Source organism: Rhizorhabdus argentea (assembly GCF_037861105.1).
GTDB lineage: Bacteria > Pseudomonadota > Alphaproteobacteria > Sphingomonadales > Sphingomonadaceae > Rhizorhabdus > Rhizorhabdus argentea.
In genome coordinates, this window is record NZ_JBANFK010000016.1 from 50,870 (window position 1) to 75,994 (window position 25,125).

General features: G+C 63.2%; 36 protein-coding genes. 33 read left to right on the forward strand and 3 right to left on the reverse strand.

The features are described from left to right. Positions 1 to 113: 113 nt before the first annotated feature. From AAC645_RS14525 to AAC645_RS14540, 4 genes are all read left to right on the forward strand, one after another. Positions 114 to 1,421 (forward strand): pyruvate dehydrogenase complex dihydrolipoamide acetyltransferase, encoded by a 1,308-nt coding sequence (locus AAC645_RS14525; RefSeq protein WP_340317010.1) that lies wholly within the window; start codon positions 114 to 116, stop codon positions 1,419 to 1,421. Continuing rightward, positions 1,421 to 1,819 (forward strand): acyl-CoA thioesterase, encoded by a 399-nt coding sequence (locus tag AAC645_RS14530; protein ID WP_340317011.1) that lies wholly within the window; start codon positions 1,421 to 1,423, stop codon positions 1,817 to 1,819. Before AAC645_RS14525 ends, AAC645_RS14530 begins: the two co-directional genes overlap by 1 nt. A 15-nt stretch (positions 1,820 to 1,834) precedes the next feature. After that, complete coding sequence (gene lpdA, locus AAC645_RS14535; RefSeq protein ID WP_340317013.1) at positions 1,835 to 3,232, forward strand: dihydrolipoyl dehydrogenase; 1,398 nt, start codon at positions 1,835 to 1,837, stop codon at positions 3,230 to 3,232. Positions 3,233 to 3,363: 131 nt separating this feature from the next. Beyond that, positions 3,364 to 3,576 (forward strand): hypothetical protein, encoded by a 213-nt coding sequence (locus AAC645_RS14540; protein ID WP_340317015.1) that lies wholly within the window; start codon positions 3,364 to 3,366, stop codon positions 3,574 to 3,576. Between the two features lie 132 nt (positions 3,577 to 3,708). On the opposite strand, the gene AAC645_RS14545 is transcribed toward AAC645_RS14540, so the two are convergent. The 3 genes from AAC645_RS14545 to AAC645_RS14555 form a co-directional block, all read right to left on the reverse strand. Further along, entirely contained in the window at positions 3,709 to 4,668 is a 960-nt protein-coding gene (locus AAC645_RS14545) for a D-alanyl-D-alanine carboxypeptidase family protein (RefSeq protein ID WP_340317017.1), read from the reverse strand. A 101-nt stretch (positions 4,669 to 4,769) separates the two neighbouring features. Next, positions 4,770 to 5,408 (reverse strand): murein L,D-transpeptidase catalytic domain family protein, encoded by a 639-nt coding sequence (locus AAC645_RS14550; protein ID WP_340317019.1) that lies wholly within the window; start codon positions 5,406 to 5,408, stop codon positions 4,770 to 4,772. Positions 5,409 to 5,579: 171 nt separating this feature from the next. Beyond that, positions 5,580 to 6,848: a L,D-transpeptidase family protein gene (locus tag AAC645_RS14555; RefSeq protein WP_340317021.1), complete on the reverse strand. Its 1,269-nt coding sequence runs from the start codon at positions 6,846 to 6,848 to the stop codon at positions 5,580 to 5,582. Positions 6,849 to 7,027: 179 nt separating this feature from the next. On the opposite strand from AAC645_RS14555, the gene AAC645_RS14560 reads away from it, so the two are divergent. The 29 genes from AAC645_RS14560 (at position 7,028) to AAC645_RS14700 (ending at position 25,106) form a co-directional block, all read left to right on the forward strand. Continuing rightward, positions 7,028 to 7,951 (forward strand): cation diffusion facilitator family transporter, encoded by a 924-nt coding sequence (locus AAC645_RS14560; protein ID WP_340317022.1) that lies wholly within the window; start codon positions 7,028 to 7,030, stop codon positions 7,949 to 7,951. Then, positions 7,948 to 8,268, forward strand: coding sequence for a divalent-cation tolerance protein CutA (cutA, locus tag AAC645_RS14565; RefSeq protein ID WP_340317023.1), 321 nt, complete (start codon positions 7,948 to 7,950; stop codon positions 8,266 to 8,268). Before AAC645_RS14560 ends, cutA begins: the two co-directional genes overlap by 4 nt. A gap of 274 nt (positions 8,269 to 8,542) precedes the next feature. Further along, positions 8,543 to 8,914, forward strand: coding sequence for a 30S ribosomal protein S12 (gene rpsL / locus AAC645_RS14570; RefSeq protein WP_340317024.1), 372 nt, complete (start codon positions 8,543 to 8,545; stop codon positions 8,912 to 8,914). 13 nt (positions 8,915 to 8,927) lie between these two features. Then, positions 8,928 to 9,398, forward strand: a complete 471-nt coding sequence (gene rpsG, locus AAC645_RS14575; protein WP_340317026.1) for a 30S ribosomal protein S7 — start codon at positions 8,928 to 8,930, stop codon at positions 9,396 to 9,398. Between the two features lie 117 nt (positions 9,399 to 9,515). Further along, positions 9,516 to 11,591, forward strand: a complete 2,076-nt coding sequence (fusA, locus tag AAC645_RS14580; RefSeq protein WP_340317027.1) for an elongation factor G — start codon at positions 9,516 to 9,518, stop codon at positions 11,589 to 11,591. A 76-nt stretch (positions 11,592 to 11,667) separates the two neighbouring features. Continuing rightward, complete coding sequence (tuf, locus tag AAC645_RS14585; RefSeq protein ID WP_340317029.1) at positions 11,668 to 12,858, forward strand: elongation factor Tu; 1,191 nt, start codon at positions 11,668 to 11,670, stop codon at positions 12,856 to 12,858. A 140-nt stretch (positions 12,859 to 12,998) separates the two neighbouring features. Continuing rightward, positions 12,999 to 13,310, forward strand: a complete 312-nt coding sequence (rpsJ, locus tag AAC645_RS14590) for a 30S ribosomal protein S10 (RefSeq protein ID WP_011952197.1) — start codon at positions 12,999 to 13,001, stop codon at positions 13,308 to 13,310. A 273-nt stretch (positions 13,311 to 13,583) separates the two neighbouring features. Continuing rightward, complete coding sequence (gene rplC / locus AAC645_RS14595) at positions 13,584 to 14,339, forward strand: 50S ribosomal protein L3 (protein WP_340317042.1); 756 nt, start codon at positions 13,584 to 13,586, stop codon at positions 14,337 to 14,339. Positions 14,340 to 14,341: 2 nt separating this feature from the next. Continuing rightward, positions 14,342 to 14,968: a 50S ribosomal protein L4 gene (rplD, locus tag AAC645_RS14600; protein WP_340317044.1), complete on the forward strand. Its 627-nt coding sequence runs from the start codon at positions 14,342 to 14,344 to the stop codon at positions 14,966 to 14,968. Continuing rightward, positions 14,961 to 15,275 (forward strand): 50S ribosomal protein L23, encoded by a 315-nt coding sequence (locus tag AAC645_RS14605; protein WP_340317046.1) that lies wholly within the window; start codon positions 14,961 to 14,963, stop codon positions 15,273 to 15,275. Before rplD ends, AAC645_RS14605 begins: the two co-directional genes overlap by 8 nt. Positions 15,276 to 15,279: 4 nt before the next feature. Next, complete coding sequence (rplB, locus tag AAC645_RS14610) at positions 15,280 to 16,116, forward strand: 50S ribosomal protein L2 (protein ID WP_340317047.1); 837 nt, start codon at positions 15,280 to 15,282, stop codon at positions 16,114 to 16,116. 3 nt (positions 16,117 to 16,119) lie between these two features. After that, positions 16,120 to 16,392 (forward strand): 30S ribosomal protein S19, encoded by a 273-nt coding sequence (gene rpsS / locus AAC645_RS14615; protein ID WP_046194320.1) that lies wholly within the window; start codon positions 16,120 to 16,122, stop codon positions 16,390 to 16,392. Next, the gene (rplV, locus tag AAC645_RS14620; protein WP_340317048.1) at positions 16,392 to 16,775 is read left to right on the forward strand and encodes a 50S ribosomal protein L22; all 384 of its coding nucleotides are present in this window, start codon (positions 16,392 to 16,394) and stop codon (positions 16,773 to 16,775) included. The genes rpsS and rplV overlap by 1 nt, the downstream gene beginning before the upstream one ends. Before the next feature lies 1 nt (position 16,776). Continuing rightward, the gene (gene rpsC, locus AAC645_RS14625; protein ID WP_340317049.1) at positions 16,777 to 17,472 is read left to right on the forward strand and encodes a 30S ribosomal protein S3; all 696 of its coding nucleotides are present in this window, start codon (positions 16,777 to 16,779) and stop codon (positions 17,470 to 17,472) included. A 63-nt stretch (positions 17,473 to 17,535) separates the two neighbouring features. Beyond that, entirely contained in the window at positions 17,536 to 17,967 is a 432-nt protein-coding gene (rplP, locus tag AAC645_RS14630) for a 50S ribosomal protein L16 (RefSeq protein WP_296534783.1), read from the forward strand. Between the two features lies 1 nt (position 17,968). Beyond that, on the forward strand, positions 17,969 to 18,172 hold the full coding sequence (rpmC, locus tag AAC645_RS14635; protein WP_046194316.1) for a 50S ribosomal protein L29: 204 nt from the start codon (positions 17,969 to 17,971) through the stop codon (positions 18,170 to 18,172). A gap of 12 nt (positions 18,173 to 18,184) precedes the next feature. Then, positions 18,185 to 18,445, forward strand: coding sequence for a 30S ribosomal protein S17 (gene rpsQ / locus AAC645_RS14640; RefSeq protein ID WP_340317053.1), 261 nt, complete (start codon positions 18,185 to 18,187; stop codon positions 18,443 to 18,445). A gap of 19 nt (positions 18,446 to 18,464) precedes the next feature. Continuing rightward, positions 18,465 to 18,836, forward strand: a complete 372-nt coding sequence (gene rplN / locus AAC645_RS14645; protein WP_011952186.1) for a 50S ribosomal protein L14 — start codon at positions 18,465 to 18,467, stop codon at positions 18,834 to 18,836. After that, positions 18,836 to 19,153 (forward strand): 50S ribosomal protein L24, encoded by a 318-nt coding sequence (rplX, locus tag AAC645_RS14650; protein WP_340317054.1) that lies wholly within the window; start codon positions 18,836 to 18,838, stop codon positions 19,151 to 19,153. The genes rplN and rplX overlap by 1 nt, the downstream gene beginning before the upstream one ends. Then, positions 19,146 to 19,727 carry a 50S ribosomal protein L5 gene (gene rplE / locus AAC645_RS14655; protein ID WP_340317055.1) on the forward strand — a complete coding sequence of 194 codons (582 nt, stop codon included), beginning with the start codon at positions 19,146 to 19,148 and terminating at the stop codon, positions 19,725 to 19,727. The genes rplX and rplE overlap by 8 nt, the downstream gene beginning before the upstream one ends. A 32-nt stretch (positions 19,728 to 19,759) precedes the next feature. Further along, positions 19,760 to 20,065, forward strand: a complete 306-nt coding sequence (gene rpsN, locus AAC645_RS14660; RefSeq protein ID WP_340317056.1) for a 30S ribosomal protein S14 — start codon at positions 19,760 to 19,762, stop codon at positions 20,063 to 20,065. 12 nt (positions 20,066 to 20,077) lie between these two features. Next, positions 20,078 to 20,473, forward strand: coding sequence for a 30S ribosomal protein S8 (gene rpsH / locus AAC645_RS14665; RefSeq protein WP_340317057.1), 396 nt, complete (start codon positions 20,078 to 20,080; stop codon positions 20,471 to 20,473). Next, a complete protein-coding gene (rplF, locus tag AAC645_RS14670) occupies positions 20,473 to 21,006 on the forward strand; it encodes a 50S ribosomal protein L6 (RefSeq protein WP_340317058.1) in 534 nt (177 codons plus the stop codon). Before rpsH ends, rplF begins: the two co-directional genes overlap by 1 nt. Further along, positions 21,006 to 21,362, forward strand: a complete 357-nt coding sequence (rplR, locus tag AAC645_RS14675; RefSeq protein ID WP_340317059.1) for a 50S ribosomal protein L18 — start codon at positions 21,006 to 21,008, stop codon at positions 21,360 to 21,362. The genes rplF and rplR overlap by 1 nt, the downstream gene beginning before the upstream one ends. After that, complete coding sequence (rpsE, locus tag AAC645_RS14680) at positions 21,363 to 22,094, forward strand: 30S ribosomal protein S5 (RefSeq protein WP_340317060.1); 732 nt, start codon at positions 21,363 to 21,365, stop codon at positions 22,092 to 22,094. Between the two features lie 6 nt (positions 22,095 to 22,100). Beyond that, complete coding sequence (gene rpmD, locus AAC645_RS14685; protein WP_340317061.1) at positions 22,101 to 22,283, forward strand: 50S ribosomal protein L30; 183 nt, start codon at positions 22,101 to 22,103, stop codon at positions 22,281 to 22,283. Positions 22,284 to 22,397: 114 nt separating this feature from the next. Then, entirely contained in the window at positions 22,398 to 22,952 is a 555-nt protein-coding gene (rplO, locus tag AAC645_RS14690; protein WP_340317062.1) for a 50S ribosomal protein L15, read from the forward strand. Between the two features lie 107 nt (positions 22,953 to 23,059). After that, entirely contained in the window at positions 23,060 to 24,427 is a 1,368-nt protein-coding gene (gene secY, locus AAC645_RS14695) for a preprotein translocase subunit SecY (protein WP_340317063.1), read from the forward strand. Positions 24,428 to 24,458: 31 nt separating this feature from the next. Beyond that, entirely contained in the window at positions 24,459 to 25,106 is a 648-nt protein-coding gene (locus AAC645_RS14700) for an adenylate kinase (RefSeq protein ID WP_340317064.1), read from the forward strand. The last annotated feature ends 19 nt before the right edge of the window (positions 25,107 to 25,125 follow it).

The following is a 25,125-nucleotide window of genomic DNA, read 5'->3' on the forward strand; positions in this document are numbered from 1 at the left end:
GCGCCGTTTGAGCATTTCGCGCAAGCGCTCCATCCTAACCCTTGACCTCGCCACATGGAGCGGGGAAGAGAAACTCGTATCGACCCCAATCCCGCCTTAGGGGAAATATAAATATGCCGATCGAGTTGAAGATGCCCGCGCTCTCCCCGACCATGGAGGAAGGCAACCTCGCCAAGTGGCTCGTCAAGGAGGGCGATGTCGTCAAGTCGGGCGATCTGCTCGCCGAAATCGAGACCGACAAGGCGACGATGGAATTCGAGGCGGTTGACGAGGGAAGGATTGCGAAGCTCGTCGTCGCCGAAGGCGCCCAAGGGGTGAAGGTCGGCGCGGTGATCGCGCTGATCCAGGGCGAGGACGAGGACGCCGCGGCCAAGCCGGCGGCTGCGGCGAAGCCGGCCAAGGAAGAGGTAAAGCCCGTCGCTGCGGCCACGCCTGCGCCGCCGCCTGCCGCCGAAGCAAAGGCCGCCGCGCCTGCACCCAAGGCTGCTGCCGCACTGGCTGCATCAGGCGATCGGTTGAAGGCGAGCCCGCTGGCGAAACGGCTGGCCGCGGCCCAAGGCATCGATCTGACTGCCATCAGCGGCTCGGGCCCGAACGGAAGGATCGTGAAGGCCGACCTCGACGGTGCGCCTCAGGGTGTCGCAAAGCCTGCAGCGGCTGCACCTGCGCCCGCTGCGGCTCCTGCGGCTGCCGACAAGCCCGCTCCAGCGGTCAGTGCCATTTCCAACGAGATTCCGCAGGAGGTCGTCAAACTGTCGGGTATGCGCAAGGTGATCGCGCGGCGGTTGACGGAATCCATGCAGCAGAGCCCGCATATCTACCTGACCGTGGATATTCGTCTCGACGCTTTGCTCAAGCTGCGGGGCGATCTGAACAAGTCGCTCGAGAAGCGCGGCGTAAAGCTTTCGGTCAACGATCTGCTGATCAAGGCGCTGGCCCTCTCGCTGATGGAAGTGCCGGACTGCAATGTCTCCTTCGCCGGAGACATGCTGGTGAAGTACAAGCGCGCCGATATCTCCGTCGCCGTGGCTATTCCCGGCGGCCTTATCACTCCGATCATCAAGGGCGCCGACAGCAAGGGGGTCGCGGCGATCGCGACCGAGGCCAAGGATCTCGCTCAGCGTGCGAAGGAGGGCAAGCTCCTGCCCGACGAATATCAGGGCGGCACCGCCTCGATCTCGAATATGGGCATGTTCGGCATCAAGCACTTCACGGCCGTGATCAATCCGCCGCAGGCGATGATCATGGCGGTCGGATCGGGCGAGAAGCGACCCTACATCGTCGACGACGCGCTTTCGACCGCTACGATCATGACTGCGACAGGCAGCTTCGATCACCGCGCCATCGATGGCGCGGTCGGCGCGCAGCTGATGGCGGCGTTCAAGCAGCTGGTCGAAAATCCCCTCGGCATGCTTGCCTGATGGCGGACCCTGGGGAGGCATTGCCGTTCAGCGGAGAGCCGGCGATCCGGGTGGTGGCGATGCCAGCCGATACCAATGCGAATGGCGATATCTTTGGCGGCTGGCTGGTAAGCATGATGGATCTCGCGGCCGGTACGGTCGCTTCGACCCACAGTCGGGGGCGTACCGCGACGGTGGCGATGGACGGCATGACCTTTCATCGGCCGGTTCAGATCGGCGACGTCGTGTCGGTTTATGCCGAGCTGCTGTCGATCGGGCGGACATCGATGAAGATCGAGGTGACGGCTTGGCGGCGCACGCGCGCGGGGCTTGAAAGCGAAAAAGTTACCCATGCGACGATGACGTTCGTCGCGATCGATGATGATGGGCGGCCACGTGCCGTCGTTGCACAGCCTTAAGTGAGGAGCAGACAGGTGGCGGAAACCTACGATCTTATCGTTCTCGGTTCGGGGCCGGGCGGCTATGTCGCGGCAATCCGTGCAGCCCAACTCGGGCTCAAGACGGCTATCGTCGAGCGCGAATTGCTTGGCGGCATCTGTCTCAACTGGGGGTGCATCCCGACCAAGGCGCTGCTGCGCTCGTCCGAAATCTACCACCACATGCTCCACGCCGCCGATTTCGGGCTGGACGCGGGCAAGCCTTCTTTCGACCTGGCCAAGGTGGTGACGCGTTCGCGCGATGTCGCCAAGCAGCTCAACATGGGCGTCACCGGGCTGATGAAGAAGCACAAGATCACCGTCCACATGGGCGATGGCGAAATCACCGCCAAGGGCAAGCTGACCGTGACCCGCGACGGGGCGAAGACGGACCTGGAGGCGAAGAACATCATCATCGCGACCGGCGCCCGCGCCCGCGATCTGCCTTTCGCCAAGGCCGACGGCAAGAGGATCTGGACCTATCGCCATGCGATGACCCCGTCCGAGATGCCGACAAAGCTGCTGGTGATCGGATCCGGCGCGATCGGGCTGGAGTTTGCTAGCTTCTATAGCGATCTCGGCACCAATGTGACGGTGGTCGAGATGCTCGACCGCATCCTGCCAGTCGAGGACGAGGAGGTCAGCGCCTTCATGACCAAGGCGCTGACCAAGCAGGGCATGAAGATCCGCACGTCGGCCGGCGTACAGAAGATCGCGACAACCGATGCGGGGGTTACCGCCGACATCAAGGACAAGGACGGCAAGGTCACCTCCGAAGAGTTCAGCCATGTGATTGTCGCCGTTGGCATCGTGCCCAATGTAGAGAAGATCGGGCTGGAGGCGATCGGCGCGGAGCCGGACAAGCGCTTCCACATCAAGGTCGATGAATTTTGTCGGACCAACGTCGATGGCGTCTATGCGATCGGCGACGTCACCGACGGTCCTTGGCTGGCGCACAAGGCGATGCACGAAGCGGTCATCGCCGTCGAGCACATCGCTGGTCAGCATCCGCACGCGATGGACAAGCGCAATATTCCGGGCTGCACCTATTGCAGACCGCAAGTCGCCTCCGTGGGGCTGACCGAGGCCAAGGCGAAGGAGGCCGGATACAAGGTCAAGGTCGGCAAGTTCCCGTTCATCGGCAACGGCAAGGCGATCGCGATGGGCGAGCCCGAAGGTTTCGTGAAGACGGTGTTCGACGAGGCGACCGGCGAGCTGCTCGGCGCGCATATGGTCGGTGCCGAGGTGACCGAGATGATCCAGGGCTACACCATCGGCAAGACTCTCGAGACCACCGAGGCCGAGCTGATGGGCACGGTATTCCCACACCCGACCATCAGCGAAGCGATGCACGAAAGCGTGCTGGCGGCGTTCGGACGCACGCTGCACATGTAATCCAGCAGACGGGCTAGCCGCCATGAGATATCGCTGGTCGACATTCCATGGCGGTTGGCAGAAGCTGTCTGTGGTCGGAGCCGACGCGCCGCTATCCTTGCGCCGAGGGAGGCGTCATCAGGGAGGCAGCCTTGGGCCTGGGGAAGGACCTGTTGCTCGGCGGTAGCGCGCTGATGATCGCAGCCCATGCGCATGGGCTGGTTGCCTCCGAATTGCGCCATGTGCCGCGGCCGGCGGCAGAGGTGTTGCGCAAGCCGATCAAGCTGATCGAACTGGACAGGCTGCTTATCGCGCGGCGCGCCGTTCCCGATACCGCTCCGAGCCGCCGGCTTATCCTGCAATAATCGAACAAAAAAGGACGGGCCATCAGCCCGTCCATTCCATTGCCCCACCCGTTTCTGTCTCGGTCGCCAGTCGGGATTTCAGCCGTGGCCTTCGACGAGACGCCCTCTCATTTTATGCGGAGGGGTATCGGATTATTCGCCGTCCCCCTCCTCGATATCGAGCGCGGCAATGCGGGGCGCCGAGCGGAGGCTGCGGTTGAGTACGAAGCCGCTGCTGGCGAGCAGTGCCTGGATATCTTCGCTACCGCCGCCGCGACGGATGTCGAGCGCGGTGAAGCCGGCGTTGAGGAGTGCGGTGATGTCGCGATCTCGCTGCAACCCCGAGGGTGACCCCAGCACCACCGCGATCAGCCGACGGCCGCCGCGCACGGCAGAGGCGGTCAGGGTGAAGCCGCTGTCGTTGGTAAAGCCGGTCTTGATCCCGTCGAGGCCCACGACGTTGCCTAGCAGTTTGTTGTGGTTGGCCATGCGTAGCCGCCCGTAACTGTAGCTCTGCTCCGAAAAGCAGCGATATCGATCGGGATGGTTGCGGATCATTGCCGCGGACAGGATGGCGATATCCTGTGCGGAGGTGAAATGGGCCGGGTCGGGCAGGCCGCTCGCATTGGCGAATACCGTCTGGCGCATGCCGAGGCTCCGCGCCTTGGCCGTCATCATCTGCGCGAAGTTCGCCTCGTTGCCGCCGATCTTTTCGGCGAGCGCGACGGCGACGTCGTTGGCGGACTTCACCGCCACGACGTTGATGGCTTCCTCCACGGATAGCGACTGACCGATGCCGAGGCCCAGCTTGGACGGGCGCTGGTTGACCGCATGGGCCGACATCACGACGCGGTCATCGAGCCGCAGCCGCCCTGCGTCGAGCGCATCGAACACGATATAGAGCGTCATCACCTTGGTGATCGAGGCGGGATGGCGGATCGCGGTGGCCTGTTCCGAGAACAGGACCTCGCTCGTGTCGGCGTCCATCAGCACCGCTGCGAAGCGCGGCGCGCCAAGCGGGCTGGTGGCATGGGCCGGGAGCAGGGGGGCGATGATCGCAGCGACGGCAAGGGCAAGGTGGCCCAGCCATCGATAAAAAGCAGATCCAGTCACGATCCAGTCCCCTTCTATCGACCAGACTGAATTGAATCTAAAGCATTTTCTGGAATCGCGACAGCCGCTTCATCGTGGCCGATCACGCGGTTCGACTCATTTTAGGCACGGTCGATCTTGTCGGCGTAGATAAGGCGCCCCGGTCCAAGCCGCGCCATCACCTTGGCCAGGTCTCCCTCGCCAAAGGCGAAGCAGCCTTCGGAGCGACCGAGTTTGCCATGCTGTGCAATCATCTCGCGCTCGGCATACCAGGCGCCATGGATTACCACGGCCCGGGCTCGTGCGTTGCTGTTGGTAGGATCGAGGCCATCGATCCGGCGTGAGCGGCCATGATTCCCGTAATATTCCTCGCCGGTGACGAAGGCGCCGCTCGATGAGGCTGCGGACCCCATCGCATTTGAGAACTTCTGCAGCCAGCCGGTGTGGCCTGGATCGGACCCGCGACCATGGGCGACGAGCAAGCTGTCGACCTTGCCGGAAGCGACATCTAGCAGGTGGAAGCGCGGTGCGGAGGACGGATCGTCGAAATCACAGATGCCGATCAGATCCCGGCACTTGATCTGGCCGACATGGCGGCTCATCGCTGCAAGGGCCCGCGCCCGCACTTCAGGCCGCAGTTTTGCCGCCGGCAGCAGCGGTGCCGCCACTGAAGTGCCCGCCGCTGCGAGCGCCAATCCACCAAAAATAGCTGAACCCAGTAATCCGCGCCGGCTGACCGGCGTGTCGATGATGTCCTGCAATTGCCCAACCCGCTCTTTACGCTAACAAGGGCTGGACCTTATCAGAACCTGTTAACTATTTCATTGGTGTAGGCTACATTTGTTCCTGCCAATCCGCGGGTTGGCCGCTTTCGTTGCACGGTTCGCCGCGCTTGCGGCGATTCGGTCGATAAATTGCTGCTCCGCGGAAATTTAGCGAGCCGCCATCCAAACCGTGTCTTCGCCGCTGCCGTCCAGGCGCTCGATCAGCGCCTGGTCACGTCGATAAGGATCGGAGAGCAGGCTGACGGTGCCATCAGCATCCGCCTGAGCGGTGAAGTAGACGATATAGACCGGGACGCTCTTCTGGAGCTGGAGCACTCTGGTCTTCGCCGGCTCGGCCAAAGCGTCGGCAAGATCGGCGCCTTCGCTGAGCATGCCGGCCAGTTCCTCGATATTCTGCACCCTGATGCAGCCATGGCTGAGAGCGCGGTCGGCGCGGTCGAACATCCCCTTATAGGGCGTATCGTGAAGGTAGATCGCCATTGGATTGGGCATGTCGATCTTGATGCGGCCCAGCGCGTTTCGCGGCCCGGGCGCCTGGCGCACCATCAGGCTGCCATCGGAGCGGCGCGACACGCGATAGCCTTTGCGCTGCCACCCTCCTTCTTTGAGTACGCTCGGCGGCAGGATCCAGCTTGGATTGGCAACCACCGACTGGGCCTGCAACGCGAGCTGCGGAGTAGGGGTCTTCGGCGCGCCCACCACCACATTATAGCTCGCCTGTTGGATACCATTCTCGATGAACTCCAGGCGATAGCTGGGTATGTTCACATAGATATAGCGCTCGCCCAGGGCGCGCGGCATCCATCGCCACCGCTCCAGATTGGCGCGTAGCTGGGCGCGGGCGGCTCCGTCGGACGGGCTGGTCGCCGCATAGGCGGTTTTCAGGGCATTATATTGCTCGTTGTCGGGGAGCAGGGCGCGCAGCCAGTCGGCGACCCGGCCCGAAGCAACCGCATTGTCGAGATTGGCCGCGAGCAGGCTGGCATCGGTCTGTGGCGCGATGTACCAGTCGAAGGCCGCTTTGTCGTCGATGCGGCCGTAAGCGAAGTCGTGCGCGAGGCTGAGCGCCGAAGCGGTGGCGGCTGCATCGAGCGCCGCGCCGGTGCTGTTCGAGGCGATTGCGGCGCGGAGTGCGTCGAGGCGGTAGTCGGCCGGGTCGAGCCCTTCCTTGGCGGCGTCCTCGACGACGGCGATCAGCTGACTGGCAGTGTCGATCGACCAGCGGCCCTGCTGCTGGACGGCCGCGACCGGGGCTGTGGGGCCGCTGGACATTTCTGCGGGAGCCGGGTCGTTGAAAGTCGCGGCAGCGATAGCGATCAGCGCCAGGGCGAGCCAGTGTCGCAGCTTTCCGCGTCGCCATGGCTGCCGCTGAAAGACCGGGCTGCTGATGCGAACCGACGGGCCGAAGCTGAACATCGCGGACCTCCTAGCCCACGAAGAAACGACCCATAATCGCCGCCGATCCATCGACAGAGGGCAAATATACATTATTTTTCCGGGGAACTTTGTAGTCTCCGAGCAATCGGAAAAAGCTGCGATGGTGCTTTTTCCATATCGGGCGCGTTCGACATCGGTGCAGCAACGTCAGGAGCCTCATGGCCGAACAACCCAACAGCCGCCTGACGCTCTTTGCGGCGCTCGCAGCCAATATGGGCATCGCAGTGGCCAAGTTTGCGGCGGCGTCGATCTCGGGATCCTCGGCGATGTTGACCGAGGGTTTTCATTCGGTGGTGGACAGTCTCAACCAGCTGCTGCTGCTGTACGGCCAGAAGCGGTCCTTGCGGCTGCCCGACGCGAGGCATCCGCTCGGCTATGGGCGCGAACTCTATTTCTGGAGTTTTGTCGTCGCCATCCTGATCTTCGCAACGGGGGCTGGGCTGTCGATCTACGAGGGCGTCATGCACATCGCGGATCCAGAGCCGATTCGCTCGCCGCTGATAAATTATGTCGTCCTCGCCATTTCCATGCTGCTCGAAGGTACGAGCTGGTTCATCGCCATGCGCGAATTCAACGCAGCGCGCGGCGAGCTTGGCTGGTGGCAGGCGATTCGCCGATCGAAGGATCCGCCGAGCTTCATCGTGCTGTTCGAGGATACTGCAGCCTTGTTCGGGTTACTCGTGGCAGGCGCCGGCATCACGCTGAGCCTCATCGCGCGTGACCCGCGCTGGGATGGAGTGGCCTCCATCGTGATCGGCTGCGCCTTGGCAGGTGTCGCGCTGGCGCTGGCGCGGGAATCAAAGGGATTGCTGATCGGCGAGCCGGCCGACCCCGCACTGGAGGCAGCTGTCCGCGCCGCGGTCGACCGACGTCCGGAGGTGACCGGGGTCAACGAGATCGTGACCATCCATCTGGGGCCGCGGAACATCTTTGTCGGTCTGTCGGTCGACTTCGAAAATCGCGTGCCCGCCGGCCGGATCGAGGCGATGATCGCGGAGGCCGAGACCGAGCTGCGCGCGCGCTGGCCAGCGATCCGCGCCATTTATATCAAGCCGCAGGCGAAGCCGGAGGGGAACCCATGATGGAGGCGGCCGTGGTCATGACCACCAGTTGCGGATCGCGCGAGGAGGCCGAGCGGATCGCGGCGGCGCTGGTCGGCGAGCGGTTGGCTGCCTGTGTCCAGATCCTGCCGGCGACGAGTGTCTATCGCTGGCGGGGGGCGATCGAGCGAGCCGAAGAGCACGTCCTTCTCATCAAGACGCGGGCGGTGCTGGCGGCGCGCGTGGAGACGCAGGTGCGGGCGTTGCACAGATACGAATTGCCGGAGGTGATGAGCCTGGCGGTCGTCGGAGGATCCAGCGACTATCTTGGCTGGATCGAGGCGGAGACCGATGCCTGAACGACAGGCCCCGCCCGATAGCGAGACATGCGGGCGGGCGGCAATTTGGCCGGCGTCGACTGGTTGACCCAATCCGACTCCTTCTCTATAGGCGCGCCCTTCCCAGGGGTGGCTTGGCCGCAGCTGGGAGCTTGAACATTGCTGATGCGTGTGAGGGCCTGGGGGGTCGTAATGACCGCCGGGGCTTTCGTGCATTTCCGTATGGCCTGAAATTCAGGTCGGGAAAGGCAAGTCGGGCATTGGTAAAGTAACTCTCTTAGAGGTGAAGGGCTTCATGCCAACGATCAATCAGCTGATCCGCAAGGGTCGCGAGCCGCAGAAGGCCAAGTCCAAGGTCCCTGCGATGGACAAGAATCCGCAGAAGCGCGGCGTTTGCACGCGCGTCTACACGACGACCCCGAAGAAGCCGAACTCGGCGCTGCGCAAGGTGGCCAAGGTCCGCCTCACCAACAGCCGCGAGGTGATCAGCTACATCCCAGGTGAGGGCCACAACCTTCAGGAGCACTCCGTGGTCCTGATCCGTGGCGGCCGTGTGCGCGACCTTCCCGGTGTGCGTTATCATGTGCTGCGCGGTGTGCTCGATACGCAGGGTGTCAAGGACCGCAAGCAGAGCCGTTCGAAGTACGGCGCCAAGCGTCCTAAGTAAGAGGTAGATCGAAATGGCTCGTCGTCGTCGCCCAGAAAAGCGCATCATTCTTCCCGATCCGAAGTTCGGAGATGAGGTGCTCTCCAAATTCATGAACAGTGTCATGCTCGACGGCAAGAAGTCCGTCGCCGAAGGCATCGTTTATGGTGCTCTTGAAACCGTCGAGACCCGCGCCAAGCGCGAGCCGCTCGGCGTGTTCCATGACGCACTCAATAATGTGAAGCCCGGTATCGAGGTCCGCAGCCGCCGCGTCGGTGGTGCGACATACCAGGTTCCGGTCGAAGTCCGTCCGGAGCGTTCGCAGGCTCTGGCCATTCGCTGGCTGATCACGGCCGCGCGTGCCCGTTCGGAGCACACCATGGCCGGCCGCCTGTCGGGCGAGCTGATGGATGCCGCGAACAACCGCGGCAACGCCGTCAAGAAGCGCGAAGATACGCACCGCATGGCGGAAGCGAACCGCGCCTTCTCGCACTACCGCTGGTAACAGCGCCGCTTCGCTGGCCCGCCTCGAAAGGGGCGGGCCTCGAAAGCGTAACAGTTGGTTCCCATATCGTCGGGGCAGGGCCGTCACAGCCTTCCCCGACATCGGAGTTTTAAGATCATGGCCCGCAGCCACCCGCTCGATAAATATCGCAACATCGGCATCATGGCCCACATTGATGCCGGCAAGACGACGACGACCGAGCGTATCCTTTACTATACCGGCAAGTCCTACAAGATCGGCGAGGTCCATGAGGGCACCGCGACGATGGACTGGATGGAGCAGGAGCAGGAGCGCGGGATCACGATCACGTCGGCTGCGACGACCTGCTTCTGGGACGACCACCGCATCAACATCATCGACACGCCCGGCCACGTCGACTTCACCATCGAAGTCGAGCGTTCGCTGCGCGTCCTCGACGGCGCTGTCGCGTGCTTCGACGGCGTTGCCGGCGTCGAGCCGCAGTCGGAAACGGTGTGGCGCCAGGCCGAGAAGTACAAGGTGCCGCGGATGTGCTTCGTCAACAAGCTGGACCGCACCGGCGCCAGCTTCGAGCGCTGCGTGGAGATGATCAAGGACCGCCTCGGTGCGCGTCCGGCCGTCCTCTATCTCCCGATCGGCATCGAAGGCGGCTTCAAGGGCCTCGTCGACCTGGTCGAGAACCGCGCGATCATCTGGCTCGAGGAGTCGTTGGGCGCAAAGTTCGAATATCAGGAGATCCCTGACGAGCTGAAGGCCGCTGCTGCCACCGCACGTTCCGAGCTGATCGAAATGGCGGTCGAACAGGACGACGAGGTCATGGAAGCCTATCTCGAAGGCAATGAGCCCGACGTCGCCACGCTCAAGAAGCTGATCCGCAAGGGCACGCTGAACTTCTCGTTCGTGCCGGTGCTGTGCGGCTCCGCATTCAAGAACAAGGGCGTCCAGCCGCTGCTCGATGGCGTCGTGGACTATCTGCCGAGCCCGCTCGACATCCCGCCGGTCGAGGGCCTCAAGCTTGATGGCGTGACGACCGACAGCCGCCCCGCCACCGACGATGCGCCGATGTCGGCGCTGGCCTTCAAGATCATGAACGATCCGTTCGTCGGCACGCTCACCTTCGCCCGCATCTATTCGGGCAAGATGGATGCTGCCACGACCGTGCTCAACTCGGTCAAGGACAAGAAGGAAAAGGTCGGCCGCATGCTGCTGATGCATGCGAACAGCCGCGAGGACATCCAGGAAGCCTATGCCGGCGACATCGTCGCCCTGGCGGGCCTCAAGGATACCACCACCGGTGACACGCTTTGCGCACAGAACGCGCCGATCATCCTCGAGCGCATGGAATTCCCGGATCCCGTGATCGAGCTGTCGGTGGAGCCGAAGACCAAGGCCGACCAGGAGAAGATGGGCATCGCGCTCAATCGCCTGGCGCGCGAAGATCCGTCGTTCCGGGTTTCGTCGGACGCCGAATCGGGCCAGACGATCATCAAGGGAATGGGCGAACTCCACCTCGAGATCCTGGTCGATCGCATGAAGCGCGAGTTCAAGGTCGAAGCGAACATCGGTGCGCCACAGGTGGCCTATCGCGAATCTATCGGCCGCAAGGTCGACGTCGACTACACCCACAAGAAGCAGTCGGGTGGCTCGGGCCAGTTCGGGCGCATCAAGTTCACGGTCGAACCGGGCGAGCGCGGCCAGGGCGTCATCTTCAAGGATGAGGTCAAGGGCGGCAATATTCCGAAGGAATATATTCCGTCGGTCGAGAAGGGCATCCGCGAAATCGCGGCATCGGGCTCGCTGATCGGCTTCCCGATCATCGATTTCACCGCAACGCTGTATGACGGCGCCTATCACGACGTCGACTCCTCGGCGCTGGCGTTCGAAATCACCGGTCGTGGCGGCATGCGCGAAGCGGCCCAGAAGTCGGGCATCAAGCTGCTCGAGCCGATCATGAAGGTCGAGGTCGTCACCCCCGAGGATTATCTCGGCGACGTCATCGGCGACATGAACAGCCGTCGCGGCCAGATCCAGGGCACCGACACCCGCGGCAACGCACAGGTGGTCGAGGCTCTGGTGCCGCTGGCGAACATGTTCGGCTATGTGAACCAGCTCCGCTCGTTCACCCAGGGCCGGGCGCAGTACACGATGCAGTTCTCGCATTATGAGGAAGTGCCGGCGAACGTGGCCGAAGAGGTCAAGGCAAAGCTGGCATAATCGCAAATTTGTAGTTATGGGCGCGTCCGCACAGGGCGGCGCGTCCGGCAATTGATTCGAAGAGAAGAGGCGAAAAATGGCTAAGGCTAAGTTTGAGCGGACCAAGCCGCACTGCAATATCGGCACCATCGGACACGTCGACCATGGCAAGACGTCGCTCACGGCAGCCATCACCAAGGTGCTCGCCGAGACCGGCGGCGCAACCTTCACCAGCTACGACAACATCGACAAGGCGCCCGAAGAGCGCGAGCGCGGCATCACCATCTCGACCGCACACGTCGAGTATGAGACCGCGGCGCGCCACTATGCGCACGTCGATTGCCCGGGCCACGCTGATTATGTGAAGAACATGATCACCGGCGCCGCGCAGATGGACGGTGGCATCCTGGTCGTCTCGGCCACCGACGGCCCGATGCCGCAGACCCGCGAGCACATCCTGCTCGCCCGCCAGGTCGGCGTGCCGCAGCTCGTCGTGTTCATGAACAAGGTCGACCTGGTCGACGACGCCGAGATCCTCGAGCTCGTCGAGCTCGAAATCCGCGAGCTGCTGTCGTCCTACGACTTCGACGGCGACAACATCCCCGTCATCCAGGGTTCGGCCGTCTGCGCCCTGAACGGCACCAAGCCCGAGATCGGCCATGATGCCGTCCTCAAGCTGATGCAGGCCGTCGACGAGTTCATCCCCCAGCCCGAGCGTCCGCTCGACAAGCCGTTCCTGATGCCGATCGAGGACGTGTTCTCGATCTCGGGTCGCGGCACCGTCGTCACCGGCCGCGTCGAGACCGGCATCGTCAAGGTTGGCGAGGAAGTCGAGATCGTCGGGATCAAGGACACCCGCAAGACCGTCGTGACCGGCGTCGAAATGTTCCGCAAGCTGCTCGACCAGGGCCAGGCTGGCGACAACATCGGCGCGCTGATCCGCGGCGTCGGCCGTGAAGAGGTCGAGCGTGGCCAGGTTCTCTGCAAGCCGGGCTCGATCAAGCCGCACACCGACTTCTCGTCGGAAGTCTACGTCCTGTCGAAGGAAGAGGGTGGCCGTCACACGCCGTTCTTTGCGAACTATCGTCCGCAGTTCTACTTCCGCACGACCGACGTGACCGGCACCGTCGAGCTGCCCGAGGGCACCGAGATGGTCATGCCTGGCGACAATGTTCAGCTCGGCGTCAAGCTCATTGCCCCGATCGCGATGGAAGAGGGGCTCCGCTTCTCGATCCGTGAAGGCGGACGTACCGTCGGCGCCGGGGTTGTCAGCGCGATCTCGAAGTAATATAGGGCGGCACCGCTCGGCTCCTCCGGGAGTCGGGCGGTGTGCTTTTGATTGATATTTTTGCCTCCGCCGGAGGTTAGGGCGGCCCACCGGGTCGCCTTCTCTTTGGCAAGGCGCGGCTCTTTCGCATCGGTGTGGACATGGAAACGCAGAATATTCGTATTCGTCTGAAGGCTTTTGATCATCGTGTTCTCGATCAGGCTACTGGCGATATCGCAGACACCGCTCGCCGTACCGGCGCCCTCATCCGTGGTCCGATCCCGTTGCCCACCCGCATCGAGAAGTTCACCGTGAACCGCGGCCCGCACATCGACAAGAAGTCGCGCGAGCAGTTCGAGGTCCGGACCTACAAGCGGCTGCTCGACATTGTGCAGCCCACCCCGCAGACGGTCGACGCGCTGATGAAGCTCGATCTCGCAGCGGGTGTTGATGTCGAGATCAAACTGGCCTAAGAGGCCGGCTCCACGCGGGATCGAGTCGGTCCCGCGTTTGCCTTTTCTCTCCCTCGGGATCGAGATTTGGCGGAAAAGTTAGGGATACCGACCGGCCCATTCTTCGGAAAGGTGCCGGTGTCCTGGTCCCCGCCTTTTCGCAGTAATGCGAAAAAACCGAGCCCGGGCGGGGGTCGCAACTACATTGGGCTGGAGGCTTCGGTTTTCAAACCGGGGCTTTTTTTCGTGGCACGCTCGCCGCTAACGCGAGCCTCTGTTTGAAGGGAACGGATCATGCGCACTGGCGTGATCGCTAAGAAGATGGGGATGACCCGCCTGTTCCAGGATGACGGCCGGCATGTGCCGGTAACTGTCCTGCAGCTGGAAAATGTACAGGTCGTGGCTCGCCGCGAACAGGATCGTGATGGTTATGTCGCGGTTCAGCTCGGCGCCGGCTCGGCCAAGCCAAAAAATATCAGCAAGCCGGAGCGCGGCCATTTCGGCAAGGCCGAGGTGGAGCCTAAGGCTTTCGTCGCCGAGTTCCGCGTGTCGGAAGACGGCCTGCTCGACGTGGGCGCGGAAATCTCCGCCGACCATTATGTCGCGGGCCAATTCGTCGACATCCAGGGCAGCACCCAGGGCAAGGGTTTCCAGGGCGGCATGAAGCGCTGGGGTTTCGGCGGTCTGCGCGCAACCCACGGCGTCTCGGTGTCGCACCGCTCGCTCGGTTCGACCGGTCAGCGCCAGGATCCGGGCAAGGTCTTCAAGAACAAGAAGATGGCCGGCCATATGGGCGCCGCCAACCGCACCCAGCAGAACCTCGAAATCGTCCAGACCGACGCCGAGCGCGGCCTTCTCTTCGTCAAGGGCTCGGTGCCCGGTTCGAAGGGTGGCTGGCTCCTGGTGAAGGACTCGGTCAAGATCGCGGCCCCGAAGGACGCGCCGTTCCCGGCTGGCCTGAAGTCCGCCGCCAACAGCAACAATGTGCCTGCCGAGACGCCTGCGGAAGTGACCGCGGCGCCTGAAGCGGCCGAAGGCCAGGAGGGCTGATCATGAAGGTCAAGGTTCAGACCCTCGACGCCGCGGCATCGGGCGACATCGAGCTCAACGACGAGATCTTCGCCGTCGAGCCCCGCGCCGACATCCTGCATCGCGTCGTCACCTGGCAGCTCGAGAAGCGTCGCGGCACCGCCCGCGGAGCCCGCGAGCGGTCGGACGTTGCACGCACCGGCAAGAAGTTCGGTCGCCAGAAGGGCGGCGGTACGGCTCGTCACGGCGATCGCCGCGCCCCGATCTTCATCGGCGGCGGCAAGGCACACGGCCCGCGTGTTCGCGACTTCAATCCGTCGCTGAACAAGAAGGTTCGCGCGCTCGGCCTGAAGATGGCGCTGTCGTCCAAGGCCAAGGATGGCAAGCTAGTCGTGCTCGACACGCTCACCGTCTCGGAGCCCAAGACCAAGCTGCTGCTCGCGCAGATCGGCAAGCTCGGCTTCGGCAACACCACGCTCGTGATCGACGGCGATATGGTCGACACCGGTTTCGCGCTGGCGTCTTCGAACATCCCGAAGCTCAACGTGATGCCCGCCGTCGGTGCGAACGTCTACGACATCCTGAAGCATGAAACGCTGGTGCTGACGCGCGCCGCGGTCGAGAAGCTGGAGGCGCGTTTCAATGGCTAAGAAGCAGGACAGCGTGGTGGACAACCGCCACTATGACGTGGTGCTCAAGCCCCACATCACCGAGAAGACGACGTTGCTTTCGGAGCATAACGCCGTGGTTTTCCAGGTTGCCGGCGATGCCAGCAAGCCGGAGATCAAGGCTGCGGTCGAAGCTTTGTTCAACGTCAAGGTGACGGGCGTGAACACGATCGTCGCAAAGGGCAAGACGAAGCGGTGGAAGGGTACGCCCTACAAGCGCTCCGACGTGAAGAAGGCGATCGTGACGCTGGCCGAGGGCCAGTCCATCGACGTTACGACGGGAATCTGACGCCATGGCGCTGAAGCATTATAACCCGACGAGCCCGGCCCGCCGCGGCCTGATCCTCGTCGACAAGTCCGCACTGCACAAGGGCAAGCCCGTCAAGGCGCTGACCGAAGGCAAGCGCAAGTCGGGCGGCCGCAACAATATGGGCCATGCGACCGCGCGTGGCATCGCGGGCGGCCACAAGCAGAAGTACCGGATCATCGACTTCAAGCGTCGCAAGTGGGATAAGCCCGCGACCGTCGAGCATCTCGAATATGACCCGAACCGTTCGGCGTTCATCGCGCTGGTGAAGTATGAGGATGGCGAGCTCGCCTACATCATCGCACCGCAGCGGCTGACCACCGGCGACGTCATCGTCGCGGCGAAGAAGACCGACACCAAGCCCGGCAACGCGATGGAAATCGGCCAGGCTCCAGTCGGCACGATCGTCCACAATGTCGAGATGAAGCCCGGCAAGGGCGGTCAGATCGCACGTGCGGCGGGCACCTATGTGCAGATCGTCGGTCGCGACAAGGGCATGGTGATGGTTCGCCTCAACTCGGGCGAGCAGCGCTATATCCGGTCGGATTGCATGTGCACGGTGGGCGCGGTGTCGAACCCCGACAACGCCAACCAGAACCTTGCAAAGGCTGGCCGCAACCGTTGGCTGGGCAAGCGCCCGCTGACCCGCGGCGTTGCCAAGAACCCGGTCGACCATCCCCATGGCGGTGGTGAAGGCCGGACCTCGGGCGGCCGTCATCCGGTCACGCCCTGGGGCAAGCCGACCAAGGGTGCGCGTACGCGTCACAACAAGTCGACCGACAAGTTCATCATCCGTTCGCGCCACGCGAAGAAGAAGAGGTAATCCATGGCCCGTTCCGTCTGGAAAGGTCCGTTCGTCGATCTCCACCTTCTCAGGAAGGCGGAAGGCGCTCAGGACAGTGGCGCGCGCGCTCCGATCAAGACCTGGTCGCGTCGCTCGACCATCCTGCCGCAGTTCGTTGGGCTCACGTTCAACGTCTATAACGGCCGCAAGTTCGTGCCCGTGTCGGTCAACGAGGACATGGTCGGCCACAAGCTGGGCGAGTTCGCACCGACGCGCTACTTCCCCGGCCATGCCGACAAGAAGGGTAAGCGCTGATGTCGAAGTCCGCATCCCCGCGCAAGGTCGGTGACAAGGAGGCCCTTGCGGTCGCCACCACCGTCCGCGGCAGCCCGCAGAAGCTCAACCTCGTCGCCGCGCTGATCCGCGGTCGCAAGGCTGGCGACGCGCTGAACATCCTCACCTTCTCGAAGAAGGCGATGGCCATCGACGTGCGCAAGGTGCTCGCCTCGGCGATCGCCAATGCCGAGAACAACCACAACCTCGACGTCGATGCGCTCGTCGTGAAGGAAGCTTCGGTCGGCAAGTCGATCGTCATGAAGCGCTTCGCAACGCGTGGCCGCGGCAAGTCGACCCGCATCATCAAGCCGTTCGCGCGTCTTCGTGTCGTCGTGCGCGAGCAGCAGGAAGAGGCTGAATAATATGGGTCAGAAGTCCAACCCCATCGGCATGCGGCTGCAGATCAACCGCACCTGGGACAGCCGCTGGTACGCCGACGGCGCCGATTATGGTCGTCTGCTGCTCGAGGATCTCAAGATCCGCAAGCACATCATGAAGGCGATCCCGCAGGCCGCGATCTCGAAGGTCGTGATCGAGCGTCCTGCCAAGCTGTGCCGGATCTCGGTCTATGCCGCACGCCCCGGCGTGATCATCGGCAAGAAGGGCGCCGACATCGAGAAGCTTCGCCGCACGCTCGGCAAGATGACCTCGTCGGAAGTCTCGCTGAACATCGTCGAAATCCGCAAGCCCGAGATCGACTCGAAGCTCGTGGCGCAGGGCGTCGCCGATCAGCTCGAGCGTCGCATCGCCTTCCGCCGCGCCATGAAGCGTGCGGTGCAGTCGGCGCTGCGCCTCGGCGCCGAAGGCATCAGGATCACCTGCGCCGGCCGTCTCGGCGGCGCCGAGATCGCCCGCACCGAATGGTATCGCGAGGGCCGTGTGCCGCTGCACACGCTGCGCGCCAATGTCGACTATGCCGAAGCCGAAGCCCACACCGCCTATGGCGTGTGCGGTATCAAGGTCTGGATCTTCAAGGGCGAGATTCTCGGCCATGATCCGATGGCCCAGGACCGGCTCATGATGGAAGCTCAGACGTCGGGGGTCCGGCCGGCGCGATAAGGGGTTTCCCCTTATCAGCGTCGCCTGATCGACCGGACAATCGGTGTCAGAAGGCGATAAGAAATGCTGCAACCAAAGCGCACTAAATTCCGCAAGGCCCACAAGGGCCGGATCCATGGCAACGCCCCCGGTGGCGCGACGCTGAACTTCGGCGCATTCGGCCTTAAGGCTCTCGAGCCGGACCGGATCACCGCGCGTCAGATCGAGGCGGCTCGCCGCGCGATCACGCGTCACATCAAGCGCCAGGGCCGCTTGTGGATCCGCATCTTCCCGGACGTTCCGGTTTCGTCGAAGCCCGCCGAAGTCCGCATGGGCTCGGGCAAGGGCTCGCCGGAGTTCTGGGCTGCGCGCGTCAAGCCCGGCCGGATCCTGTTCGAGCTGGACGGCGTGCCCGGCCCGCTCGCCCGCGTCGCCTTCGAGCGCGCGATGGAAAAGCTCCCGATCAAGACCAAGGTGGTCGCTCGTTTCGGCGAGTCCATCTACGAGGACGCATAAGATGGCGAAGATTGCCGATCTCACTGCCAAGACCGACGATCAGCTCTCCCAGGACCTGGGCGAGTTGAAGCGCGAGCAGTTCAACCTGCGCTTCCAGGCTGCGACCAACCAGCTCGAGAAGCCCAGCCGCGTGCGTGAGGTCCGTCGGACTATCGCGCAGATCAAGACCCTGCAGACGCAGCGTTCCGCTGCGGCTGCAAAGTAAGGAGCGCCAGCCATGCCGAAGCGCGTGCTGACCGGAACGGTGGTCTCCGACAAGACCGACAAGACCGTCGTGGTGAAGGTCGAACGTCGCGTGAAACACGCGATGTACGGCAAGATCATCAAGCGGTCGAAGAAGTATCACGCCCACGACGAGACCAACCAGTTTCGCGAGGGTGAGACGGTGCGCATCGAAGAGACCGCGCCGATTTCGAAGCTCAAGTCTTGGAAGGTGATCGAGCGGGTTGATACCCACGCGACGCCGAACCAAGCCTGATTACGGAAGGGTCTGAACAATGATCCAGATGCAGACGAACCTCGACGTGGCTGACAACAGCGGCGCCAAGAGGGTGCAGTGCATCAAGGTGCTGGGTGGTTCCAAGCGCCGTTTCGCGACCGTGGGCGACGTCATCGTCGTCTCGATCAAGGAAGCGGCACCACGCGGCAAGGTCAAGAAGGGTGACGTGCATCGCGCGGTCATCGTCCGCACCGCCAAGGACATTCATCGTCCCGACGGTTCGACGATCCGGTTCGATGGCAATGCCGCCGTCCTGATCAACAAGAACAGCGGTGAGCCGATCGGCACCCGCATCTTCGGCCCGGTTGTCCGCGAGCTCCGCGCCAAGAACCACATGAAGATCATCTCGCTCGCGCCTGAGGTGCTGTAATGTCCTCGCTGAAGATCAAGAAGGGTGACCGCGTCGTTGTCCTGTCCGGCAAGGACAAGGGCAAGACGGGTGAAGTCACCAGGTCCTTTCCGAAGGACGGCAAGGTGATCGTGTCGGGCGTCAACGTCTCGACCCGCCACCGCAAGGCCAGCCAGGCCAACCCGCAGGGCGGCCTGGAGCGAGTCGAATCGCCGATGCATGTCTCGAAGGTCGCGATCGCGACCGCCGACGGCAAGCCGACGCGCGTTCGCTTCGAAGTCCAGGACGGCAAGAAGGTCCGCGTCGCGGTCAAGACCGGGGAGACGATCAATGGCTGATGCCTACATCCCGCGCTTCAAGAAGCTTTATGATGACACCATCATCAAGGCGATGACCGAGAAGTTCGGCTACAAGAATGTCATGGAAGTGCCGAAGATCACCAAGATCGTCCTGAACATGGGCGTTGGTGAGGCTACCCAGGACAAGAAGAAGGTCGAGCAGGCCGCCAACGAAATGACGAAGATCGCGGGCCAGCGGGCCGTGATCACCAAGGCGAAGAAGTCGATCGCGCAGTTCAAGCTGCGCGAGGGCATGCCGATCGGCGCGAAGGTCACCCTCCGCCGCGAGCGCATGTACGAGTTCCTCGACCGCTTCGTTACCGTCGCGCTGCCTCGCGTTCGCGACTTTCGTGGACTGAACCCCAAGTCGTTCGACGGCCGCGGCAACTATGCCACCGGCCTGAAAGAGCAGCTGATCTTCCCGGAGATCAGCTATGACTCGGTGGACAAGATCCGCGGCATGGATGTCATCATCGCCACCACGGCGAAGACCGACGACGAAGCGCGCGAGCTGCTGCGTCTATTCGGCTTCCCCTTCCCGGTGGAAATTCAGGATCAGAAGCAGGCCGCGTAAGCGGTCTGCTCAGAGAAGGAAGAACTTAAGTCATGGCGAAACTGAGTTCGATCAACAAGAACGAGCGTCGCAAGAAGCTGGTCAAGGCTTATGCGGGCAAATATGCGCGTCTCAAGACGGTTGCGAATGATGAGAGCAAGGATGAGTCCGAGCGTCTCATTGCTCGGCTGAAGATGGCCGAGATCCCGCGCAACGCGAACCCGACCCGCGTGCGTAACCGTTGCGAAGTGACGGGCCGTCCCCGCGCTTATTATCGCAAGTTCCGGCTTTGCCGTATTCAGCTGCGTGATCTGGCCAACAAGGGCCTGATCCCCGGCGTTACGAAGTCGAGCTGGTAAGGAAGATAGAAGATGGCTCTGACCGATCCCCTGGGTGATTTGCTCACCCGCATCCGCAACGGGCAGCGTGCCCGCAAGGACAGCGTGACTTCTCCCGCTTCCAAGCTGCGCGCCCGCGTTCTCGACGTGCTTCAGCGCGAAGGCTACATCCGTGGCTACAGCGAGGAAGAACTCGCCGGCCACAACGGCCTGCGCATCGAGCTGAAATATTTCGAAGGGCAGCCTGCTATCCAGCATGTCGCCCGCGTCTCCAAGCCTGGCCGCCGCGTCTATTCGGGTTCGAAGGAACTGCCGCGCGTTCGCAACGGCCTGGGCATCACCATCGTCTCGACGCCAAAGGGTGTTCTGTCCGACGCGGAAGCGCGTGAGCAGAATGTCGGCGGCGAGGTTCTCGCGGAGGTCTTCTGATGAGCCGCATTGGTAAGAAGCCGGTCCCGGTGCCGGCCGGCGTCACTGCCGCAATCGAAGGCAAGACGCTTTCGGTCAAGGGTCCGAAGGGCGCCCTCACGCTGAGCCTGGCCGACGAGGTCAGCTACGCGGTCGAGGAAGGCCATATCCAGGTCCTGCCAGCCAACGAGACCAAGCGCGCCCGCTCCTTCTGGGGCATGCAGCGCACGATGGTGCAGAACCTGGTGACCGGCGTGACGGAGGGATACACCAAGACCCTTCAGATCACCGGCGTGGGCTATCGCGCCAACGTCCAGGGCAAAAATCTGAAGCTGCAGCTCGGCTACAGCCACGATGTCGATTTCGCGATCCCGGAAGGGATCACGATCGTGACGCCGGATCAGACGACCATCAACATCTCCGGGATCGACAAGCAGCAGGTCGGTCAGGTTGCCGCTGAAATCCGCCGCTGGCGCAAGCCTGAGCCTTACAAGGGCAAGGGCATCAAATATGCCGGCGAGTATATCTTCCGCAAGGAAGGGAAGAAGAAGTAATGGCCAAGGGTCTCTCTCTTTTCGAGCGCCGCCGTCGGCGCGTTCGTACCGCGCTTCGTTCGAGGGGCGGCCTGCGGCCGCGCCTGTCGGTGCATCGCTCGGGCCGTCACATCTACGCACAGGTGATCGACGACGAGGCCGGCCGTACGGTCGCTGCGGCATCGACCCTCGACAAGGATGTCAAGGGCACGACCGGCGCTACCGCGGAAGCGGCGGCTGCGGTCGGCAAGCGCGTCGCCGAGCGCGCCAAGGCGGCGGGCGTCACCCAGGTGGTGTTCGATCGTGGCGGCTTCCTTTTCCATGGTCGCGTCAAGGCGCTGGCCGATGCTGCCCGCGAAGGCGGATTGGAGTTCTAAATGGCTGACGAAACCGAAATCCAGGCAGCTGCCCCGGCGGAAGCCGTTCCCGGCGCCGAGCCCCAGGGCGAGCGTCGCGGTCGTGGTGGCCGCGGCCGTGGCGGCGGCGGTGGCCCCGGCAACGATCGTGGCGGCCGTGGCCGTGACGGCAACCGTGGCCGTCGCGACGATCGCAACAAGAACACCGACGAGCAGGGCGAAGAGCTGATCGAGAAGCTCGTCCACATCAACCGCGTCTCGAAGACGGTGAAGGGCGGCAAGCGCTTCGGCTTCGCGGCGCTGGTCGTCGTGGGCGACGGCAAGGGTCGTGCAGGCTTCGGCCACGGCAAGGCCCGCGAAGTGCCGGAAGCGATCGCCAAGGCGACCGCGGCCGCCAAGAAGTCGATGGTCCGCGTGCCGCTGCGTGAGGGCCGGACGCTGCACCACGATGGCAAGGGCCATTTCGGCGCCGGCCGCGTGACCGTCCGCACCGCGCCTCCGGGCACGGGCATCATCGCCGGCGGTCCGATGCGTGCGATCTTCGAGAGCCTCGGCGTCCATGACGTCGTGACCAAGTCGGTCGGCACCTCGAACCCGTACAACATGATCCGGGCGACCTTCGAGGCGCTCGGCGAGCAGACTTCGCCGAAGTCGGTTTCGCAGCGCCGTGGCAAGAAGATCGCCGACCTGCTGGGTCGTGGCGGTGTTTCGGCTCCGGTGGCCGAGGCCGATGCCGCGGCGATCACGGAGTAAGTGACGATGGCTGACAAGACGATCAAGGTAACGCAGATCGGTTCGCCGATCCGCCGCCCCGACGATCAGCGCGCAACGCTGATTGGCCTCGGTCTCAACAAGATGCATCGGACCCGCGAGCTTCAGGACACGCCGGCAGTGCGTGGCATGATCTCCAAGGTCCAGCATATGGTCAAAATCGAGGATTGATCCTCGATGGCCCTGCCCTTAGGGGAAGGGCCGCGATGGGACGGGGTGGACGGTGAAGGCCGTCCGCCCCTTCCATTATTTTCAGCGCGAACATAGCGAAAGCGAGTGCATGATATGAAACTGAACGATCTTCGCGACAATGCAGGCGCCCGCAAGAGCCGGGTGCGCGTCGGACGCGGCATCGGCTCCGGCCTGGGCAAGACCGCCGGGCGCGGTCAGAAGGGCCAGAAGAGCCGCTCGGGCGTCTCGGTCAAGGGCTTCGAAGGCGGGCAGATGCCGCTCCACATGCGGCTCCCGAAGCGCGGCTTCAACAACATCTTCGCCAAGGATTATGCCGAGGTGAACCTCGGCGCGATCCAGAAGCTGGTCGATGCCGGCAAGCTGGAGACCAGCGGCGTGATCGATCATGCCGTTCTCCAGGCGGCCGGCGTTGCCCGTGGCGGCAAGGATGGCGTGCGCGTGCTCGGCAAGGGCGAGCTGACGGCGAAGCTGTCGTTCAAGGTCGCCGGCATATCGGCCGGCGCCAAGGCAGCGATCGAAAAGGCCGGCGGTTCGGTCGAGGTGATCGAGGTTGTTGCTGCTGCCGACAAGGCGAAGGCGAAGCATCGCACCGTTCAGAAGGTGCGCGCGGCCGACAAGGAAGCCAAGAAGGCTGCGGCCAAAGCCTGAGCCGCCTCGCATTGGGCTTAGACAAGCTCGACGCGAACACTATATGAGGCGGCGGAGGGGGCTGATCGGCTCCCCCGCCGTTTCCATTTCCGGGGTCAGTGAATAATATGGCATCCGCAGCCGAACAAATGGCCGCCAATGTAAATCTGGGCCAGTTCGCCAAGGCGACCGAGCTCAAGAAGCGCCTGTGGTTCACCCTCGGCGCGTTGATCATCTTCCGGTTGCTGAGCCATGTGCCGCTGCCGGGCCTCGATCCGCGCGCGCTGGCATCGCTGTTCGACACCACCAAGGGTGGCGTGCTCGATTTCTTCAACGCCTTCTCAGGCGGTTCGCTGACGCGCATGTCGCTGATCGCGCTAGGCGTGATGCCCTACATCACCGCTTCAATCGTGGTGCAGCTGGCGACATCGCTGTCGCCGACGCTCGCCGCCATCAAGAAGGAAGGCGAGAGCGGGCGCAAGAAGCTCAACCAGTATACCCGCTACGGCACCGTGCTGCTGACCGGCATCCAAGGCTATTTCATCGCGGTTGGCCTCGAAAGCTGGGGCGCCAGCGCAGGCATGGATGCGGTTGTCGTCGACCCTTATCTCTTTCGCGCCACCACGGTGATCTCGCTGATCGGCGGCACGATGTTCCTGATGTGGCTTGGCGAGCAGATCACGAGCCGGGGCATCGGCAACGGCGTCTCGCTGATCATCATGGCCGGTATCGTGTCGCAGCTGCCGACCGCACTGGCGAACCTGTTCGAAGGCGGCCGCACCGGATCGCTGTCGGCGGTGTTCATCATCGCCGCCGTCATAGGCGTGGTCGCGCTGGTCGCCGGCATCGTTTTCATGGAGCGTGCCCAGCGCCGCGTGCTGATCCAATATCCCAAGCGCCAGACCGCCCGGGGCCATATGCAGGCCGACAAGAGCCACCTCCCGCTGAAGATCAACACCGCCAATGTGATCCCGCCGATCTTCGCCTCGTCGTTACTGCTGATGCCGCTGACGGTAAGCCAGTTCGCCGGTCAGCGCACCGCGGGCGAAAGCATGTGGGGCGATTTCATCATCGCGCTGAACCAATATCTCCATCATGGCACGCCGCTTTATATGGCGCTCTATGCGGCGGGGATCATCTTCTTCTGCTTCTTCTACACCGCGGTCGTGTTCAATCCGGAAGAGACCGCGGACAATCTGAAGCGCTATGGCGGCTTCATCCCGGGCATCCGGCCAGGCAAGAATACCGCCGACTATCTCGATTATGTGCTGACGCGCATCACCGTGATCGGCGCGGCCTATCTGACCTTCATCTGCCTGGTGCCCGAATATGTCACCTCGCATTATGGTCTGGGCATTGCACTGGGCGGCACCAGCCTGCTGATCGTGGTCAACGTTACCATCGACACAGTTACCCAGATCCAAAGCCATCTGCTGGCGCATCAATATGGCGACCTTATCAAGAAAGCTAAACTAAAAGGGGGACAGCGCAGGTGATCTTTCAGAGTCTCGCGGGGAGCACCCGTTCGTGAACATCATCCTGCTGGGACCGCCCGGCGCCGGTAAGGGTACGCAGGCGTCCAAACTCGTTGCCGATCGCGGCATGGTGCAGCTCTCGACCGGCGATATGCTGCGCGCCGCGGTCAAGGCGGGTACCCCGATCGGCCTCAAGGCCAAGGCCGTCATGGATGCGGGCGAACTCGTATCGGACGAGATCGTCTCCGGCCTGATCGGTGAGAAGCTGGACAGCATGGCGCCGAGCGAAGGCGCCATCTTCGATGGCTATCCCCGGACCGAGGCGCAGGCTCATTCGCTGGACGAGATCCTTCAGAGCCGCGGCCGTACGCTCGACCATGTGATCGAGCTGGACGTCGACGAGGATGCGCTCGTCGAGCGTATCACCGGGCGCTATACCTGTGCGAGCTGCGGCGAGGGCTACCACGACGCTTTTAAGAAACCCGCGGTCGCCGGCATCTGCGACAAATGCGGTTCCACGGAGTTCAAGCGGCGCCCGGACGATAACGAAGAAACCGTTCGCACGCGCATGACCGAATATCGGGCGAAGACTGCGCCGATCCTCCCACTCTACGAAGCGCGCGGGCTGGTACAGCGGGTCGACGGCATGGCCGACATGAATGAGGTGTCGGCGGCGATCGCGGAAATGTTGGACGCCTGACCAGCGGTTGCCGAGTGTC